The organism is Pseudoalteromonas sp. APC 3358 (assembly GCF_030408075.1).
Classification (GTDB): Bacteria; Pseudomonadota; Gammaproteobacteria; order Enterobacterales; family Alteromonadaceae; genus Pseudoalteromonas; species Pseudoalteromonas arctica.
In genome coordinates this window covers 99,277-117,806 of record NZ_JASDCE010000005.1, presented here as the reverse complement: position 1 = coordinate 117,806, position 18,530 = coordinate 99,277, and the positions used below count along the sequence as shown (strand labels likewise).

Annotated in this window: 22 protein-coding genes and 1 tRNA gene; 5 read left to right on the top strand and 18 right to left on the bottom strand. The window is 37.5% G+C overall.

Annotation, left to right across the window (positions count from 1 at the left end; genetic code table 11):
* Positions 1–50: 50 nt before the first annotated feature.
* From QL995_RS09675 to QL995_RS09650, 6 genes are all read right to left on the bottom strand, one after another.
* Positions 51–218, bottom strand: a complete 168-nt coding sequence (locus tag QL995_RS09675; protein ID WP_008136936.1) for a hypothetical protein — start codon at positions 216–218, stop codon at positions 51–53.
* An 8-nt stretch (positions 219–226) separates the two neighbouring features.
* Positions 227–952 (bottom strand): zeta toxin family protein, encoded by a 726-nt coding sequence (locus QL995_RS09670; RefSeq protein ID WP_290294062.1) that lies wholly within the window; start codon positions 950–952, stop codon positions 227–229.
* 393 nt (positions 953–1,345) lie between these two features.
* Positions 1,346–2,218 (bottom strand): hypothetical protein, encoded by an 873-nt coding sequence (locus QL995_RS09665; RefSeq protein ID WP_290294061.1) that lies wholly within the window; start codon positions 2,216–2,218, stop codon positions 1,346–1,348.
* Positions 2,215–2,442 (bottom strand): helix-turn-helix domain-containing protein, encoded by a 228-nt coding sequence (locus tag QL995_RS09660; protein ID WP_008138913.1) that lies wholly within the window; start codon positions 2,440–2,442, stop codon positions 2,215–2,217. The genes QL995_RS09665 and QL995_RS09660 overlap by 4 nt, the downstream gene beginning before the upstream one ends.
* Before the next feature lie 258 nt (positions 2,443–2,700).
* The gene (locus QL995_RS09655) at positions 2,701–3,081 is read right to left on the bottom strand and encodes a hypothetical protein (protein ID WP_290294060.1); all 381 of its coding nucleotides are present in this window, start codon (positions 3,079–3,081) and stop codon (positions 2,701–2,703) included.
* Entirely contained in the window at positions 3,078–3,281 is a 204-nt protein-coding gene (locus QL995_RS09650; RefSeq protein ID WP_242401503.1) for a hypothetical protein, read from the bottom strand. Before QL995_RS09650 ends, QL995_RS09655 begins: the two co-directional genes overlap by 4 nt.
* A gap of 76 nt (positions 3,282–3,357) precedes the next feature.
* On the opposite strand from QL995_RS09650, the gene QL995_RS09645 reads away from it, so the two are divergent.
* The 3 genes from QL995_RS09645 to QL995_RS09635 all read left to right on the top strand — a co-directional run bounded on the left by QL995_RS09645 (position 3,358) and on the right by QL995_RS09635 (position 5,181).
* Positions 3,358–3,624 (top strand): helix-turn-helix transcriptional regulator, encoded by a 267-nt coding sequence (locus tag QL995_RS09645; RefSeq protein ID WP_101162788.1) that lies wholly within the window; start codon positions 3,358–3,360, stop codon positions 3,622–3,624.
* Positions 3,625–4,085: 461 nt separating this feature from the next.
* Positions 4,086–4,307 (top strand): hypothetical protein, encoded by a 222-nt coding sequence (locus QL995_RS09640; RefSeq protein WP_197185563.1) that lies wholly within the window; start codon positions 4,086–4,088, stop codon positions 4,305–4,307.
* Complete coding sequence (locus tag QL995_RS09635) at positions 4,300–5,181, top strand: site-specific integrase (protein WP_290294059.1); 882 nt, start codon at positions 4,300–4,302, stop codon at positions 5,179–5,181. The genes QL995_RS09640 and QL995_RS09635 overlap by 8 nt, the downstream gene beginning before the upstream one ends.
* A 135-nt stretch (positions 5,182–5,316) precedes the next feature.
* Here the strand turns inward: QL995_RS09635 and QL995_RS09630 are convergent, their stop codons facing one another.
* The 6 genes from QL995_RS09630 to QL995_RS09605 all read right to left on the bottom strand — a co-directional run bounded on the left by QL995_RS09630 (position 5,317) and on the right by QL995_RS09605 (position 10,445).
* Complete coding sequence (locus QL995_RS09630) at positions 5,317–6,024, bottom strand: DUF2290 domain-containing protein (protein ID WP_182768338.1); 708 nt, start codon at positions 6,022–6,024, stop codon at positions 5,317–5,319.
* A complete protein-coding gene (locus QL995_RS09625; RefSeq protein ID WP_290294058.1) occupies positions 6,005–8,131 on the bottom strand; it encodes an ATP-binding domain-containing protein in 2,127 nt (708 codons plus the stop codon). Before QL995_RS09625 ends, QL995_RS09630 begins: the two co-directional genes overlap by 20 nt.
* A gap of 307 nt (positions 8,132–8,438) precedes the next feature.
* Positions 8,439–8,515: transfer RNA gene (locus tag QL995_RS09620), tRNA-Ile, on the bottom strand.
* Positions 8,516–8,762: 247 nt separating this feature from the next.
* Positions 8,763–9,269 carry a hypothetical protein gene (locus QL995_RS09615; RefSeq protein ID WP_010553379.1) on the bottom strand — a complete coding sequence of 169 codons (507 nt, stop codon included), beginning with the start codon at positions 9,267–9,269 and terminating at the stop codon, positions 8,763–8,765.
* Between the two features lie 378 nt (positions 9,270–9,647).
* Positions 9,648–9,806 (bottom strand): YqaE/Pmp3 family membrane protein, encoded by a 159-nt coding sequence (locus QL995_RS09610; RefSeq protein WP_002957822.1) that lies wholly within the window; start codon positions 9,804–9,806, stop codon positions 9,648–9,650.
* Positions 9,807–9,878: 72 nt separating this feature from the next.
* Complete coding sequence (locus tag QL995_RS09605) at positions 9,879–10,445, bottom strand: BON domain-containing protein (protein ID WP_007586486.1); 567 nt, start codon at positions 10,443–10,445, stop codon at positions 9,879–9,881.
* Positions 10,446–10,773: 328 nt separating this feature from the next.
* On the opposite strand from QL995_RS09605, the gene QL995_RS09600 reads away from it, so the two are divergent.
* Positions 10,774–11,436 (top strand): LiaF domain-containing protein, encoded by a 663-nt coding sequence (locus tag QL995_RS09600; RefSeq protein WP_010553380.1) that lies wholly within the window; start codon positions 10,774–10,776, stop codon positions 11,434–11,436.
* A gap of 44 nt (positions 11,437–11,480) precedes the next feature.
* Here the strand turns inward: QL995_RS09600 and QL995_RS09595 are convergent, their stop codons facing one another.
* Positions 11,481–11,897 (bottom strand): VOC family protein, encoded by a 417-nt coding sequence (locus tag QL995_RS09595; protein ID WP_010553381.1) that lies wholly within the window; start codon positions 11,895–11,897, stop codon positions 11,481–11,483.
* Positions 11,898–12,173: 276 nt separating this feature from the next.
* Between QL995_RS09595 and suhB the strand changes: the two genes are divergently transcribed.
* The gene (suhB, locus tag QL995_RS09590) at positions 12,174–12,977 is read left to right on the top strand and encodes an inositol-1-monophosphatase (protein WP_002957826.1); all 804 of its coding nucleotides are present in this window, start codon (positions 12,174–12,176) and stop codon (positions 12,975–12,977) included.
* A gap of 53 nt (positions 12,978–13,030) precedes the next feature.
* On the opposite strand, the gene QL995_RS09585 is transcribed toward suhB, so the two are convergent.
* The 5 genes from QL995_RS09585 to tgt form a co-directional block, all read right to left on the bottom strand.
* The gene (locus QL995_RS09585) at positions 13,031–13,840 is read right to left on the bottom strand and encodes a transporter substrate-binding domain-containing protein (protein WP_290294057.1); all 810 of its coding nucleotides are present in this window, start codon (positions 13,838–13,840) and stop codon (positions 13,031–13,033) included.
* A gap of 321 nt (positions 13,841–14,161) precedes the next feature.
* Complete coding sequence (gene secF / locus QL995_RS09580; RefSeq protein WP_007586474.1) at positions 14,162–15,109, bottom strand: protein translocase subunit SecF; 948 nt, start codon at positions 15,107–15,109, stop codon at positions 14,162–14,164.
* Between the two features lie 9 nt (positions 15,110–15,118).
* Entirely contained in the window at positions 15,119–16,978 is a 1,860-nt protein-coding gene (gene secD, locus QL995_RS09575; RefSeq protein WP_007586473.1) for a protein translocase subunit SecD, read from the bottom strand.
* A gap of 19 nt (positions 16,979–16,997) precedes the next feature.
* On the bottom strand, positions 16,998–17,333 hold the full coding sequence (yajC, locus tag QL995_RS09570; RefSeq protein ID WP_007586472.1) for a preprotein translocase subunit YajC: 336 nt from the start codon (positions 17,331–17,333) through the stop codon (positions 16,998–17,000).
* Positions 17,334–17,358: 25 nt separating this feature from the next.
* Positions 17,359–18,486 (bottom strand): tRNA guanosine(34) transglycosylase Tgt, encoded by a 1,128-nt coding sequence (tgt, locus tag QL995_RS09565; RefSeq protein ID WP_290294056.1) that lies wholly within the window; start codon positions 18,484–18,486, stop codon positions 17,359–17,361.
* Between the last annotated feature and the right edge of the window lie 44 nt (positions 18,487–18,530).

Here is an 18,530-nt window from a genome sequence, read left to right as displayed (position 1 = left end):
AATCAGTTTACTTTAAATCTAAAAAGTCCCTTAGTGGGACTTTTTGTTGATTATCTTTGAGTTGCAGACGCTTTATTGACAAGCTGCACTTGAGAGGTAATAGCGCGCTCAATAACTTGACTATAAACTCGCTTCTTCTCGCTTGAGCTAGAATCTAACACAAAATCTGAAAGCTTAGAGTTTTGCGTTGGCTTTGGCTTAATTAAATTTGAAAACATAAACACTCCTAAAGCTCGTTTTTTGAGCTGGATGGTGATTCTATCAGGCTCTCCAGATCTTCTCTAGTGAATTTTTCATCTAAATGATGTTCTATTGCCTGAACGTTATCGTGGTAAAAACGTGTTTTGCCCTTATTATTTTTAACTAATAAATCCACTTGAATTTGACTACCAAACTTTAACTTAAGTTCCCTTATAACCTTCTGAGAAGCAAAGAACTGATCAATAAAAGTATTAGGTAGAATTCTACGTCCTTCTAGCTTTTCTCTTGCCTCAACGAACTCCCAAGCGAGCTCTGGTTTTTGATATACAAATAGAATTAGTACTTGCCTTCCTTTGCGGGTAGAGCGTTCAATATTCTTTTTTGCAACATCATAACTAGCCAAAGTTCCATCTAACAAAAAAGACTGCTTGTTTTTAAACGCATGGTCAAGTGTTCGCTCAACAATAAAAGATACAGCACGATGAAATAAATACGAGTTATTACCTGTATAACCAGGTATAAGCTCTCTCAGTTCATCAGGATCAAGCCTTAATACATTATCAGCACCAATTTCTTCCAAAAAGGCTTTTGAAGCTTCAGTTTTACCTGCACCAGGTGAACCAGCCATGAAAACAGAAACTGGCCTTATGTCTGATGGGAACTTGTTTTTATCTGTTAGATCGCGAGCTATACGTGTTCTATTGCTTTTTGCAAAGGATATAGCCTGTTGTTCTAGTTCTTCTGGTGTCATATAAAACCTTAATCATCTCTATTCATTATGTCACTTAAGTAGTTATTCGCAAGTGATTCAAACTCAAAGTAAGTCTATATAAGACTAAACGTCTTTTATGTAAGCCGGCTCTTTTCATACACATAATTTTTATTCACAATTCGTTGCCTAATAAATTAAGTTTTTTTGTTTTTTAGTTATTAAAGCTATTAAGTAGCACGCTGTATCTACTGATAATAAAGGGCTGCAAAGGTGTTACTGTTCATCAGTGACAAACATCTGTACGCCAGTGACAAACATTTGGCCGTCAGTGACATAAAATCGTTCACCAGTGACAAACTTTTGTCCATGAGTGACGTTACTATTTATTACTTATACATATCTTATTCAGTATACAGTGAGGCTTTTCGTTACTCATGAGGTATCTAATTTCTTTCCACGGAGAAAGTTATTACTGGGAGCGATAAGAATACCTAGATCTGAGCTGGCGATTGAAACTCCTGCATTTGGATGGCATGTAAGAATGAGATCTAAAGCACGTGTAAAGCGTCGTTTAAATCTACTGAGTTCAAGCATTTTAAGATATGGAAATATATCTTTATGAAGAGTGACCCACGGCACGAAACTAACTCCACCCTTTTCATAACCTCGGCGAACCAAGTAGATGTATAAATCATGAGCAAGAACAATGTCCTTACTCCTTGCAAGCTTAAGAAAACGTAAGTCGATAGAAATAATACTCTTCTGATAGGCTACAAGTGTTTTAAAGCTATTCGATGGGGTATAGAGAACTTCCTTGTATTTTGCGTTGTAGTTGCCTAAATGATGATCACCCAGTAAGTTATCAGCTTCTGCAAAAAAGCCTCTTCTTCTCAATTTATCTTTAGACTTTGCAGTTGGTTCAATAGTAAAGGTAATATCAAATACTCTCTCAAGGGCTAGCATGAAGTTTGCGTATGTACCACCTGATATTTCCTTTTGCCCAGTAACTTGCTTAAACAGATCACTTACCGAATTAGCAATTACATGAGATGGGAGTTCTGGTCTTCTGGCAATTTCAGTTGTTAGGTAAGTAATAATCAATCTCGCATAGTGCCCATGCGGCAAAGGCTTCGAACTTTTCAATATGACTGTTGCGTATTTTCCGAAGCTCTTAACCTCAGATAAATCTGTTTCTTTAAGAGGTAAAACACACGGGTCAATTAAAAATGCAGGATAAAAACCAACTGTTTTCATCTTATAAGGACAATATTTTACAATCTCTTCAATCTGATCATCAGTACTCATTGGTGCATCACCGATTCACTTTTTATCAGTGGTTGCTCTTTTATCCAGTTATGAAACTCACTTATTGGGAATAAAGTTTTCCCACCTTGTTTAATATATGGTGGTAGCAGGTGCTCTGATTTACCTTTTCGATTATCGCAAAGCTTATTGTATAAAGTCTGTTTTGAAATACGCATTGCATCAGCGACTTCTTCTAGCGTATAAAATTGTTGTTTGATCTTCATTATTATTCCTATTAGTTATTGGAATAACCTATTCTCCACATATTTCTTAACCTGACTCTCAAAAAGGGGGGGGTCAATTTTTCGATGCTTTTTTTTAAAATAGTAAAAGATGGTAATACAAAGTAAGTCTGATGATCTAAAGTTAGATATAAGTAAGGGTCTTAGAAGGAAATTAGCACTTTATCGAATAATATAAGGCTAAATTTTTGCTCAAAACAGAGTGCTTAAAGTTTGGCATGCCAAACTCAAGCTAAAAATTTAATGAAAACTGTAGGTGATTGGCAAGTTTAAATCATGATCCCAATTGGAAAGCATAACAATCCATTGGAAAAAGTGCTGAACGTCTTTTTCAGAGTAACCACTATTCACAATATTTAAAGCCTCCGAGCGATTACAAAACATCTGATAACTTTCTTTTTGGATATCCCAAACCTCCCCCTTATCATTTATATAATGATGAAGCATAAAATCTAAGGTAAGCAATGAACTAATTAACCTAGGTTCCGATATGTTATTTAGTTGGCTGGTTAATAGCGCTAATTGTTGAGAGCTTTTCTGGCAACCATAAAGCTGTACTGATAATACTGCAAGCACAGGCAGATATGGCTTATTTTCAGGCTTAATCATATTACTTTTCACTTATAGAGCTCTCCACGGGCATGTGCATCTCTGGCCTCCTGTTCAGCGTAGTCGTCCCCACAATGATTTACACTTCCCATCCCATCACTGTACTCATCAATAAAGCGATCCTCCTCTGACTTATCGTCAACGTCTAAGATAACAGCCACGGCTACCGAACCAATAACCTTTAATGTTTTCCAAATCATATACCACCTCAAAAGCTAAGCATTACTTAGTATCTAAAACACATTAAAGCTAAGAAACTCTTAGTTTTCAAGTTAAGAATAGATATTAATGAAAACTAATGATGACTCACCTTTTCCAAAACGATTAAAAGAAGCAAGAAAAGCAAAAGGGCTATCTCAAAAAAAACTAGGGATCTTAGCTGGTATGGATGAGTTCGCAGCATCGGCCAGAATGAACCAATATGAAAAGGGTGTTCATGCTCCTGACTTCAAAACAGTTAAAGCATTAGCTCATATTTTAGAAGTGCCTACTGCATTTTTGTATTGCATAGAAGATGAACTCGCAGAAAAAATTTTATATTTCTGTAGTAAGTAGGTATTAAGTTTGGCATGCCAAACTTCCCTCCACTGTAATTCAAACCATTTCAAAATGAGGCATCATGAGCAATTCGCCTCCTTTTTACTGGGCTTTGCCCAGACCCCGCTATGTAGAAGCCTAAAATCGGCTTACACATAGCGGGGTCTGGGGATATAAGGCGTTATACGCATACTTTTATTTGCAGATTGAAATGGTTTGAAAAAGTGCTAATCTAAAAGCTAGTTAGCTCTTAACGAGCAAAGAAAAATACAGGCGCTGTTCAGCTGCCTTCAAAACGTAGTAACGAGGTTTACAAGTTTCACTTCACTGTGAAAATCATATTGATGCTTTTACGTATCAAAAATAATTAATGGCGAGATCAGTCCGAGCCAAACGCTATGCGTTGAACGGGGGCGAATAGGCGTTAGCCGCTGAGCTTTAATAGCCAGTCTATCTTACAAATCCCTTGGAGAGTTACTATGTCCTTTAATGCTAAGGCTGAAGCATTGCGCCTGAAAAACGAAAAAAAGCTAATCAGTAAAAAACGATTCAAGCCATCAAAGCTCGATATTCATAAACACAAGCTACTAGCGCTTCATAAAGAAGCAACAAGTATTGCTTGTTTACAACGTTGGCTTTTACGTAAAGGAGTAAAAACACATTGGAGCACTGTAAAACGATGGATTGATAAAAATGCCTAAGTTCGCAAAGCCTGAAACGCAAGCGAAGAAGCTAGCTAAAAACTTATACAAGCACAAAGTTATTAAATCGCTTGGCACTGCTCGTAATTATAAAACGGCACTTATAAAAATAGCTAGATGGTCAAAGGATATTGGGATTAATGGTGTACAAGGCATGAGTATTCAAGACGCTTATAAGTATCTTGATTACCGCAGTGAGTTTGCAGGCCAAAAAACGCTGGATATGGAACGACAAGCAATTCAAGCTATGTTTAAACTCAACGGCAAACTTGGCCCTAAAGAAACGCTGACTGTAATAAAATCCGAGAAAGAGATAATCGAAAAGTCTCGCGCCTACACTCCAGCCCAAGCTCTTGCAATCAGTGAACATCAAACTAGAAATTATAATTTATCTACACAAATAGCCTACGCAGCAGGATTAAGAGCCCATGAACTTTTAACAATTGCCAGAGTATCAGAGCGAAAAGCAGATAGCCGTCCAGCGCTAGTCAGCAAATGGCTTGGTCGAGAAGGTAGTGTTTATACAGTGAAAGGCAAAGGCGGCCTAATCCGTGATGTACTAATACCTAACGCACTAGCTACACAGCTAGAACAAAGGCGCTTAGCAAAGCCTATAACTGTTCGTGATAGAGAAATTAACTACTTGCAACGTTATGATATTGGTGGTGGTCATAAATGGTCATGCTCATTCTCAAAAGCATCGAGTCGCACACTCTTTTTTTCTAATGGCGGTCATGGCCTTAGGCATAGTTACGCACAAGAGAGAATGGATGAGCTAAAAGGTTTGGGGCTTAGTAGGCAAATAGCTCTCGAAGCTGTATCACAAGAGCTAGGTCATTTTAGAGCTGAAATTACTGAGGTTTATTTAAAGTAATAACTTTTTCCCGAAGCTTTAAAGCCTTTTGATGCTGCAACCATGCAGTTTAGATTTTCAAGTTAAACCAGTATTTAATAATCAGAAGTATGAGCATGAGCATGAGCATGAGCATGAGCAGCACAAAAATATAATCTATTTAAAGTGCAACCTTTCAGCCTCGATTTGAGCAAAATGATCGGGACTATTAACCGAAATTGAAGGGCAGTTTTTACTCAGTTCTAATCGATATAATCTATCTAAAGGGTTTTCAAGTTTATTTCCTACATAATTTTCTGGCTCTTTCCATTTATCTGGATAATAATTACACAAAGTTTTAAAGAAAAATGCTTTCGGAGTTAAGATCCGATCTACAGGCCATCGATTTTCAGCATGAAACCCAATATGAAAATGAGCAGCTGGATGATAAAATTTACAGTGTTGATCTAAAGATAAATCGTAGCGAATTACTGGAATATCACTCATAAAATCAGCCTCTGATGTGAGCTGTTCATATTCGATTTCAGAAATTTCATCATTTTGGAGTAACTCCAAAGCATCTCTACGCTCTGATAGATACCCAGTAAATCTATATGGATTTGGATAATAAGCTAATCTCACGTCACGTTCAGGCTCTGTTTCCGTAAACTGAAACACTGCTTTATCGGTTAGCATTAAATTGAATGATTGATAAGAAACAATAGCATCATAGACCTCCTTATAAGATTTAGCCCGACGGGTCATATGCTTTACTTCTGCAGGAGCAGTAAAAGAGTTACTGGCACCGGCTTGCAGCAATAACCCATATTTATCAGCTAAAGCGATAGTCGCCTTAATGCTTTGATTAAAGCTTTGACGAATCATCGGAAACTGCACCTTTGAAATCAAATCCAAATTCTATTTGCAACTGCTCTTTTGTATAGCCTTGCTCTATTAGCTCACTATAAGCCTCTTGGATTTTTAATATTTGCTGAGGTTTTTCATCATGGTCCCTTTTTATCTTTTCAGTATCAGGAACTGTGAACCGTAAACTCGGACTATTGGCTATGCTTTGCTTAATTTCAGAAAAGAATCCTTCAACTCTACTACCTATCCCACTAACTTTTAACCAAGCCTTAGTTCTAGTAAATGCGGTGAATATTTTATTTCTACCACTCCGAGTATTTCGTATAGGGAAAAGAGCATCAAGACCAATTGCGTATACCTCTATTGATTCATTACCTTTAGCTCTATGAACTGTAGTGAAGGTAACCATATCTTCTAACTTGAAAGGTGGAGCAGCTGAGGAAGATGTAAGCAAATTATTCGAACGTATCCCCCTAAAAGAAAGTATTTTGGATAACTCTGAAAAGTATGCCTTCGCATTTCTATCATCCATTGAAATTACCATAATGTCATGAGGCTTGAGACCTTGATTAATTGAGCTCTCAATACTGTTCGCAATCCACATACATTCTTTTTTAAGGTCACTTGCTTGATATAACTCTATTAGCTCATCAGGAGTTTGCTGTTCATAAATTGATAACGGACTGTTTTGCCTATCTCTTGTAATAACGGTTTCATCTCCAACTGTTAAGTCGAATCCATCTTCTAAGCGATAACCAACATCATTCCAATGAGCTTCATTCTCAAGTGTTTGTACTGGCGACTGGCTATATAATCCAAAGCCTAATGCATGCGCAGTGATGAGAACTTCTAAAGGGTTTCTGTAGCATTTATATAGTATTAGGTCATTTGTTTGCCCAAACCCTAAACTTTTACTTAGCTCTTTAAGATCTATTTTTGGTTGACCACTTTCATCATGCCCAAACAGTTCCTCAGGAGTTCTTTGATAAACGTTAAAAATAGACTGCAATTCATCATAACCCCATATAATATTCTTAAACTTAGCTTCATCACCTTTTGATAATTCAAAACATAATTTGAAAAAACTATTCGGTAAATCCTGTGCTTCATCTATTAATATGTAATCATATTTACTTTTTACTGGCCGTAATAGAACATGCTTACAGACTTCATTAAATGGATCTTGACTGTTAAGGGCTTTAGCCTGAGGGAAAGAAAGAGGGTTTATATCATTATCTATACACGCATTATAACAGACACCATCAATAGACTTTCCCCCCCATGCATGGTGAATATCTATCATCTCCCAATTAGGCTCTGAGCCAGCAAAGTGACGATAAAATTTACCGATCATTTCTACTATTAATCCATACAAACTTTTTGTATAAAAAGTAAATAGTATCTTTTTGGCCGGATGTTGTAAGTGTATATGGGCAACTTTCATAGCAAGTACAATCGTTTTACCAGACCCCGCTAAACCTCTAATTCTTTGAGGGCCATTAATTAAGCTAATAGCTATTTTCCTTTGCTCAATATCAAAGTTAGCAATTTCGTTTTCTAACTTTATTAAGATGTTTAACTTTGATCTCGGATCTTCTGAAATCTTATTACGCTTAATTGACTTACTAAGTGCCTTAGCACCTTCTATTATTGATCTAACTTCACTAAAATGTTCTTCTGAAATAGGCTCTTCAAGATGAAGATCTGAAAGTACGTCATTTATTCCAGTCAAAGAAGTTAGTATTTCACTATCACCTTCGAATTCAACATCCTGACTACAGAATAAATAGCTTTCGATATCAACAGCAAGTTTTCTCTTATTAATTCTCAGCATCTTGCTTTTTTTAATAGCAGCCTCTATGAAATTATAGACCTGACTTAAATTTTCATCATCACCTTCAACAGATGAAGCTGTTGTAGTAGAAATAAGCACTATTCCATGATTTTTCGATAGGAGGGCTATTTTAGATTTTACAGAGTGATCCTCATAATCCTTGAAAACAGGAAATCCATAATAAAGAATAGCGTCTTCAATATTAAGACTGTCTTTGTTACTTTCGAGAAAACTAAGTAATTCGTTATCGATACCTTGAGGTTCAATCTCTGTCGCTATTATCTTTTCCAAGACGATGTCCATTTTAATAAATATAGATGCATACTGAGATTACCATCAAAGGTGAGCTAATTGAACTGGTTTAATAAGAGCATTCTTAGGGTGTTCATTTGGTAAATTTCTAGATATACATATAAACAAAATTTTAATAATTGATATGGAAGACTAAATCTCCCATTAAACGGAGCCATATGAATAATAGGAGCTCTATACTTAAATCTTGCTTAAATACTTTAAATATAATTATACTGGAAAGTAGCACAGAGGTAGCACAGGGTAATTTCTGTTAGTAGGTATTTACTTGGAAAGCTTGTAAAAGTGGTGGCCCCTCCCAGACTCGAACTGGGGACCTAACGATTATGAGTCGTGTGCTCTAACCAACTGAGCTAAGGGGCCAACTTTTATATAACTGCTAGGCAGTTAATTTTTGAAGCGTTCAGTCACAGAGCGACTAAAGCGGGTTGCAGTATAAAAACTTTTTAGGTGCTTGTCACTACCAAACACCTTTATTTTAACAATCAGTAAGCTAACTGCTTAAATAGTAATCTTTTAGGTGGGTATAAACATAAAATACAAGATATTTCCCATGATATTCTCTGCATTAAATTATAAAAACCTTCCTCCCACATGTAGTCTTTTATATTTAACGCTCTACTTTTTTAAGTAAAGCTAACATATATGTGTAGGCATACAAGGCTGTAAAAAATATGCTTGGGGCTACTGTAAGTGCCAAATTAGGTGTCTGATTAATTACATTCACCATAATCACTAAGCTCGATTGAACAGTAATCGGAATAATAGGCGCAAAAAGTACACCTGCTATTTTTTTGTTACCTAAATACGAGGCGCTAGAGTTAATTGCATTATTGAAGCTTTGTCGTATTGCTACGTTTTGTGGTGTTTTAGAATGAAACATACAAATAATTGGAGTTACAAACGCAAGCGTTACATAACTAGACTTATACTTGTTGACGACCTTTTCTAAAATAAAAGTAAAAAACAGCGTTACAAATCCACTATACAAACCTTGTACTAATGCAGCTTGAAGCGTGACCGATTTAGCAATATCTGCCGAACTGTTCGCCCAGTAGGCCCAGCTAAAATAAAAAACGAATGACACAACGCCTGACAGTATAAGTCGAATATTCAATTAGCTACCTCAATATGCGTAAAAGCTTGGTGTAATGATAACACTAGAAGTGATGGTAATATTGTCACTAAATAATAGAGTAATTAATCGCGTATTGTAGATATATAAACAAACTAATGTTAAAGATTTCCTAACTGGCATCAATACAGAATCAGAACACTGCAGTTAGTTAGAAAGCTTAATTGAAGTAAACAATGCTTTGGCTGAGGGAATTTTGGGAGTGAGTTACAAGAAATAAATCACTTAGTTTGAGTAAATTAAAAATTAGATTTTGATAAAAAATATTTACTTTAAAAACTAATATTGTGAGCCGAACAGTACTGGGGCACTTGTATCATTAGGCCTCAGTAGTCGGCTTACACAATATATAATCTGTCATTATTTTTTCGCAATAATGTAGATTGCATGTATTAAACCTGGGAAATAACCTAGCAGTGTTAATAAAATATTTAACCAAAAATGCATACCTAAGCCAACTTGCAAAAACACACCTAATGGCGGTAATAAAACCGAAAGTATTATACGAATAATATCCATGACTAAACTCCATTTAAATTAAGCATTAAAAAGGCGTAAAGCCCAGTGTTAGTGGGCCTTAACTATACTGTATTATTCAGCAACAATAGCTAGTTTATCAACTACGTCACGAACATCTTCAGCATTTTTAGCAATTTTAACTGCTAGTTGTTTTTCAGCTTCAGACTCTACTGAACCGTTCAGAGTTACAATACCATTGTCGGTATCAACATCGATGTCTGTACCACCAACTTCTGAGTCAAACAGGAAGCGAGTTGTGATTACAGTGGTGATTTTAGCGTCCGTTAGGTCGTTATCATCATCGTCCATCATGTCATTGCTTTTATCTTTGGTATCCATGCTTTTAACAACAGTAAGGCTGTTATCAACATCAGATACACCATCTAGGCTAAGTACAAGTTCTTCTGCTAGCTCTTTATCAAGCTCGCTATTAACTTTACCTGTAAGTACTACTTTGCCATTTTTTACATCAGTGTTAATGTCAAAGTTGTTTAGATTAGTGTTCATAAGTAGAACTGTTTCTGCCTTACCATCAATCCAAGCATCTTTACTTTCGTTTTCCCAGCTGTTTGCTTGGGCACCCATAGCCGTAGTACCAAGAACTAGAGCTGCGATAATAGACTTGTTAAATGTTTTCATAATCTTTCTCCTTTTGATTAAAGACACTTTAACTAATGCGAGCTTTGGGCCAACTTTATTTATACTTAGATTTCAATGGGTTGAGTTTATTTTGGAGTGAGGCATTATCTATAGTTGTGTAACTATTTACAGGCTACTCGGTAAAACTTTCTCAAATAGTGAAAATAGCTAGATAATTGCATTTTTGGTTAATCTATCGTTAATATAACAAAATAAAAAACATCATTATAAATTAACCTACTGATAATTAGGGTGATTATATTTGGTGCGTGCTTTGCATATAAACATCAAGAGCAGTATCAATAGTAAATATAATAAGGAATGCCCCATGTCTGTAAAAGTTGAAGACCGCCCAATAGAGCAAGTACGCGAACAAGTAATTGATCAATTAATTTATAATTACAGTCATGGGGTTATTTCTGTTGATGCATTTGAGAGACGACTCGATAGCGCGATGGATGCACCTAATAACGACGCTCTTTTAGCCTTAGTAGAAGACTTAACACTTAATACCGATCAGCAATATAAAGCAGAAAAACAATCGCAATTTAAACCACATTATAGTGCACAGCAAAACAGTGATGATGATTTTACATTACGTAGTATTTTAGGCTCTAACGAACGAAGCGGTCAGTGGGTCGTGCCAAAAAATATATATTTAAGTAACTTTATGGGATCGGTGGTACTTGATTTTACTGATGCCATTTTTGCGCATCAAAATGTAACTATTCACGTTAACTGTATTTTTGGTAGCGATGAGATTTACGTACCAGAGCATGTAAATGTAGTGTCTAAAATGTTTTGTATTTTAAGTAGTCTTGAAAATAAATCGGTGTCGCTTAACAAACGCCAAGGTCCTACTATTCATATTGAAGGAAAGGCAGTTATGGGATCGGTTGAAGTAAAAATAAAGCGCACAATTAAAGAAAAATTTATGAGCTTTGCAAATGAGCTAAAAACCCAGTTTGGCACGGGTAATAATAGCCGCTAACTATAATTGAGTAGCAGCACTTTAGCGTGCTGCTTGGTATTTTATTATAAATCGTTATTTCGCTCGCTTGGTATGTCACTTAAATACTCTACAAATTCCACCTCAAACCCGGCGGGATCAATAAAGTAAACATTCTTTCTGAAAGGATTCTCGCTACCTTGCTTGCCTACTGTAAAACCCACTTTATTTAAGCGCATTACTACTGCGCTTAAATTATTAGTTACATAAGCAAAGTGTGCAAAACCAATTTGATGGCCCGATAAGTTTCTGTTTTCACCCTCACCATGGTCGCTTATCGCAATGTAATGCGTGTCATCTCCAAAGTGTACCCAGCGTCTTGGTTTTCCATGCCAATCGCCTCTGCCCTCACTTCTAATCGACCAATGTGGAAATACAGCGCGATAAAATTTAAGCATGCTGCCTATATCACTCGCGACTAAGTTTACGTGCTCTAAATACATAATGTTGTCCTATCAATTAAGTTAGGATCACGATAAAACCTCAAGCTAACTTTAGGTAAAGCGTTATTTAAAATTAATTAAATTTAATTAACACACAAAGGAACATAATGACTTATTAATTGCTCATTATTATTTTTTAAAAATATAGACACTTTTCAATCTTGTATAAAAAACAAACATAAGTATTTGGGGTTTATTGTTTACTTTATGTCAAAAGTCGCTAAAATACGCCGGCTGAAATATATAAACGTTCTTTTACAACCCAAAGGTAATACCATGCATCCAATGTTAAACATTGCGGTTCGCGCTGCGCGCAACGCAGGCAAAATTTTACTTCGCGCAAGTGAAGATTTATCAAAAGTTGAAGTGCAACAAAAAGGCGCTAACGACTTAGTAACTAACATTGATAAAGAAGCCGAAGCCGTAATTCGTGACACTATTTTACAGTCTTACCCTACTCACTCTATTGTTGGTGAAGAATTAGGTGAGCATAAAGGCAAGGATGATGATTACCAATGGATTGTAGATCCTATCGATGGAACAACTAACTTCATCAAAGGTATCCCTCATTACGCGGTTTCTATCGCACTTAAAGTTAAAGGTCGTTTAGACCAAGCTGTTATTTATGATCCAATTCGTGGTGAGCTTTTCACTGCATCTCGCGGTCAAGGCACTCAGTTAAACAGCAAACGTCTACGTGTTAGCAAAACTACGGTTCTTGCAGGCACTGTACTTGCTACTGGTTTCCCTTTCAAAAACAAAAACCACATGGATGCATACACTGAAGCGTTTAAAGCATTATTTGTACACACTGCAGACATTCGCCGCGCAGGTTGTTCTGCTTTAGATATGGCATACGTTGCAGCTGGCCGTGTTGATGGATTTTTTGAAATTGGTTTAAAACCTTGGAACTCTGCTGCAGGCGAACTTATGGTTAAAGAAGCGGGCGGTATGGTTGTAGATTTCGCTGGTGGTAATAACTATAACCACAGCGGCAATATTATCTGTGGTTCACCAAAATTGACTCAAGCAATTATTCGTGAAATTCGTCCAGTACTAACTGAGTCGTTACTTCGCTAATTTGATGCTATTAATAGCATGCTAAAAAGGAGCTCAGGCTCCTTTTTTTGTGCCTAAAAATAAGGGTTATCGAGCTTAATCTCTATCGTTTTGCCTTTTGTATAAGGTAGTGTATTTAAATCCTTTGCGAAGTATTCATTAAATAATGCGTCAAACTCACCGCTTTCCTGCATCATTATTAATCCCTCTTCAACAGCCTTTGCTAATTCAGGTTTACTCTTAGTCACAAAGTAATAAATACCGGTTGGATAACTTATGTATAAATTAGGCACGATTACTAAATTACTTTGTTTGTTTTCAATAAGTTCAGAGTTAACCTCAATAAACGAGCGAGGAAAGTAATCTATTCGACCACGGCTCGTTAAAGTGAACATCGCTTGGTAGTTAGTAAGCGGCCTTACATGTAATCCGTTATAGGACATTATTCTTGTATCTGGCCAGTTGTGCCCTTGTACAGCCGAAAACGTAGCTAGCTGCTCAATATTTTTTACCTTTTTAAAGCGCGCCAAGTTTTGCTTATTAGTTAATAAAGCTCGCTTACCTATATAGCCTTTAAATAGTGGTATTTTTATCGCCAAAGCAAGCGCCTCTCGCTCTGGACTGCTCATACTCCAATACATATCTAATTCGTTATCATCTAGGTTTATTAACTTACGCTTTTGCAGTTCTGATATGGGGGTCATTCGGATAACACCGGGGTAGTTAACACTTTCAAGTGCGCGTACTAATAACTCATTGAGGTACTCTTCTCGTGCGTTTTGGGTATCTTGCTTTTGAGCAACATTAATTATTTGCTCTTGCGCCATGAGTGCAAAACTTATAAACAAACTAAATACACTGATAGAAACTTTTATTGGTAACATAATAATTACCTGCTTTGTTTAAATTACCTATTATTGACTGAAAGGCTAAACACTTCTAAAGCATCCCTTGAGCACATGAATAAATAGATAATAGAGCGATAACACTTGGCTTATTTTAGCCTCAGTGGCCGGTGACTTAACCTATGGCGATTTATATATTATTGCAAAAAGGTCCTACCGATTCACACTACAAAGTTAGCACTGTTTTCGTAAGCTTGCACTGTTACATCCGCTAATGAAAACTTAGACGCCTGAACAATTAATAAATTGCAGGTATAAAAAAACCGCTCATAGGAGCGGTTTTTATTTAATGAGACTCTACTACGGCATTGCGTCTAGGTCTGCACCTTCTTTTTCAATTACTTCAGGTATTAAGTCTTCTTTGCTTACGCCCATTGCTATAGCAACAGAGCTCGCAACATAAATCGAAGAATAAGTACCAATAAACACACCAAACAGCAATGCAGTTGCAAAGCCATGAATGGTTTGTCCGCCCCATGCAAACAAAGCAATCAATACTAAAATAGTCGTGATTGATGTTACAAGTGTACGGTTAAGTGTTTGTGTAAGTGAAATATCAATAATTTCTACAGTATCGTCAATGCGCACTTTACGGAAGTTTTCACGTATACGGTCAGATACAACAATCGTATCGTTAAGTGAATAACCTATTACCGCAAGAATTGCCGCTAATATAGTTAAATCAAACTCTAAACCTAATATCGAAAATAAACCCACAGTAATAATAACATCGTGTAGTAGTGCACCTACCGCACCCACAGCAAAGCGCCATTCAAAACGAAATGCAACGTAGATTAAGATACAAATAAGTGCAGTTAACATGGCAAGGCCACCCTGCTCTTTTAAGTCTTCACCTACACTTGGGCCCACAAACTCAATACGGCGCATTACTACGCTGTCATCAGCTTTTTTAAGCGCATCGATTACTTGGTTACCAATTACTTCAGCTTTAACATCACTACCGCGCGGTGCTAAGCGAACTAAAATCTCTTGGCTTGAACCAAATAGTTGTACTGATGCATCAGCAAAACCATTATCAGCTAGCGCAGCACGTACTTTTTTAAGGTCTGCTGGCTGTGAAAAACCAACTTCTACCGCAGTACCGCCGGTAAAATCTAAACCAAAATTTAGACCTTTAACAAAAACTGATGCAAACGACGCTAAAATTAATAACGTCGAAAAACCCATAGCCACTTTACGAAGAGACATGAAACGAAGGGTTCTACTACCCAAACTTAAAATTTGCATGTCAGCTCCTTAAATCGAAAGTTTATCAATACGTTTACCACCAACAAATAAGTTGATTACCGCACGGGTACCAACAATGGCTGTAAACATTGAAGTTAAAATACCAATCGCAAGTGTCACTGCAAAGCCCGCAATCGGACCTGTGCCTACTGCAAACAGTATAATGGCAGCGATTAACGTGGTGATGTTAGCATCAAATATAGTGCTAAATGCGCTATCGTAACCGAAATGAATCGCTTGTTGAGGGCTGCGGCCATCGGCCAGCTCTTCACGAATACGTTCAAAAATAAGTACGTTAGCATCAACTGCCATACCTACGGTTAATACAATACCTGCAATACCAGGTAGCGTCAGTGTCGCGCCTGGAATTAAAGACATAACACCAACAATCAGTACTAAGTTAGCCGCAAGCGCAAGGTTTGCAACCATACCAAAGCCTTTGTAGTACACAAGCATAAACACAAGTACAAACGCAAAACCAAGTGCAACCGCAGTCATACCCGCTTCAATATTTTCTTGACCTAAGCTTGGACCTACAGTGCGCTCTTCAACAATTTGAATTGGTGCTACAAGCGCACCTGCACGAAGTAGCAAACTTAAGTTATGTGCTTCAGCTGGGTTATCGATACCTGTAATACGGAACGAGCGATCAAGACGTGCTTGAATTGTTGCTACGTTAATAACTTCTTCAACCTTAATAGGCGGAAGCGCTTTACCGTCTGCATCTTTTTTACCTGATGGCTTGTATTCAATAAATACCGTTGCCATACGCTTACCAATAGCACGCTTGGTAAAGGCATTCATTTTTGCCCCACCTTTGCTATCTAGCGTAATACTCACTTGCGGGCGTTGATATTCATCAGCGCCAGATTGCGCGCCAGTTATATGGCTGCCTTCTAGAATAATACGCTTTTTAAGTACAACAGGGTAACCGTCGCGGCTCATGATCATTTCAGTACCCGCAGGGATACGACCTTGAGCAGCTGCGCTAATATCAGCGTTTTCGTCTACTTCGCGAAATTCAAGTGTTGCTGTTGCGCCTAAAATTTCTTTAGCGCGTGCTGTGTCTTGAATACCTGGTAGTTGAACAATAATACGCTCAGCGCCTTGGCGTTGTACGTTAGGTTCTGCAACACCAATTTGGTTGATACGGTTACGAATAATCGTTTCATTTTGCTTGATAGCGTAGTCACGAATTTCTTTGAGTTTTTGCTCACTCATTGTCGCAAAAAATGCTTTATCGTTACTGCTGTCATCAATGTAGACATTTAGCGGGTAGCGAGTTTCTAAGAAGCTCTCTGCTGCATTTTTGTCTTCTTCAGTACGCATTTCTACACGCATACGATCGGAGCCTGCTACGCGGCGAACACTACGGTAACGTAGTTTTTCTTCGCGCAGGTCGCTACGAAAATCTTGTTCCATTTGCTCAAGCTGGTTATCAACCGCTGTTGCCATGTCGATTTCCATGGTGAAATGTACGCCACCACTTAAATCAAGACCTAGCTTCATAGGGTTACCACCAACCGCTTTTAACCAAGCTGGTTGAGCAGGTGCCATATTAATAGCAGAAATGTAATCGTCGCTCAGCGAATCACGCAGTAAGTCATGCGCTTTAAGCTGTTCTTCAACATTTTTTAAACGAACTAAAATTTGCCCATCTTCAAGTATTGTCGATTTAGCGGTTACATTATTTTTTTCAAGGATTGCGTTTACTTTGTCTACAACACTGAGATCGACATCAGCGCCTTTAGCACCTGAAACTTGTATAGCCGGATCGCGACCATACAAGTTTGGAGAGGCATATAAAAGGCCAATGGCTACCACAGCTAAAACAAGTAAATACTTCCAAACTGGAAACTTGTTTAACACGGGGTCGTCCTTATTATTTTTATAGCGACTTCATTGTGCCTTTTGGCAATACTGCAGATACTGCAGATTTTTGTACTGTTACTTCTGCCTGCTCGTTTAAAGAGATAACGATGAAATCTTTCTCTTCAGAAATCTTCACAATTTTACCCACTAAACCACCTTGGGTAAGTACTTCATCGCCTTTAGCCATCATACTCATTAAGCTTTTGTGCTCTTTAACGCGCTTAGCTTGCGGGCGGTAGATTAAAAAGTAAAAAACCAAACCGAAAATAGCTAACATTATTAGCATTTCCCAACCACCGCTTGCCGCAGGTTGACCAGCTGCTGCGTGTGCATTTGAAATAAATAAACTCATGATACTTCCTCTTTAATTTTAAAGTTTAATTTTTTATATCTACTAGCTCTGGCACGTCTTGGCCTCGGCGAGCATAAAAATCTTGTACAAATTCTTCTAATTTACCTTCGCTAATTGCATTACGTAAACCTTCCATAACACGTTGATAGTAACGTAAGTTATGAATTGTGTTTAGTCGCGCACCTAAAATTTCGTTACATTTATCAAGGTGATGCAAATAAGCTCGTGAATAGTTTCCACACGTATGACAATCACACTCAGGGTCAAGTGGCCCTGTGTCTGTTTTATGTACTGCGTTACGTATTTTAACTACACCCGTGGTAATGAATAAATGGCCGTTACGCGCATTACGTGTTGGCATAACACAGTCAAACATATCAATACCACGGCGAACAGACTCAACTAAATCCTCTGGCTTGCCTACACCCATAAGGTAGCGTGGTTTGTCTTCTGGCATTTTAAACGCACAATGATCAAGAATATTCATCATTTCGTTTTTAGGCTCGCCTACTGATAGACCACCTAATGCATAGCCATCAAAGCCAATTTCTTCTAAGCCTGCTTGCGATTGTGCACGTAATTCTGGGTACATACCACCTTGAATAATACCAAACAAAGCAGATGGATTGTTGCCATGCCCTTCTTTTGAGCGCTTAGCCCAACGAAGAGATAACTCCATAGAATCTTTAGCTTCTTTTTCAGTTGCTGGATATGGCGTACACTCGTCAAAAATCATAACGATGTCTGAGCCTAAGTCGCGCTGTACTTCCATCGACTTTTCAGGCGACATCATGATTTCATCACCATTTACTGGAGATTGAAATAACACGCCTTCTTCAGTGATTTTACGCATTGCGCCTAAGCTAAAGACTTGAAAACCGCCTGAGTCTGTTAAAATTGGAAAATCCCAATTCATAAAGTCGTGTAAATCACCATGTTGCTTAATGATTTCAGTACCTGGGCGAAGCATTAAATGAAAGGTATTACCTAAACATATTTGCGCACCAGTGGCTTTTACTTCATCTGGCGTCATACCTTTTACAGTACCATAGGTACCAACAGGCATAAATGCAGGTGTTTCTATTACACCACGGTCAAAAATCAAGCGGCCGCGGCGCGCTTTTCCGTCAGTACAATCTAATTCAAATTTCATATCATCCTCAATGTCAGAAAAACAGTCCAACAAGCTATAATTTA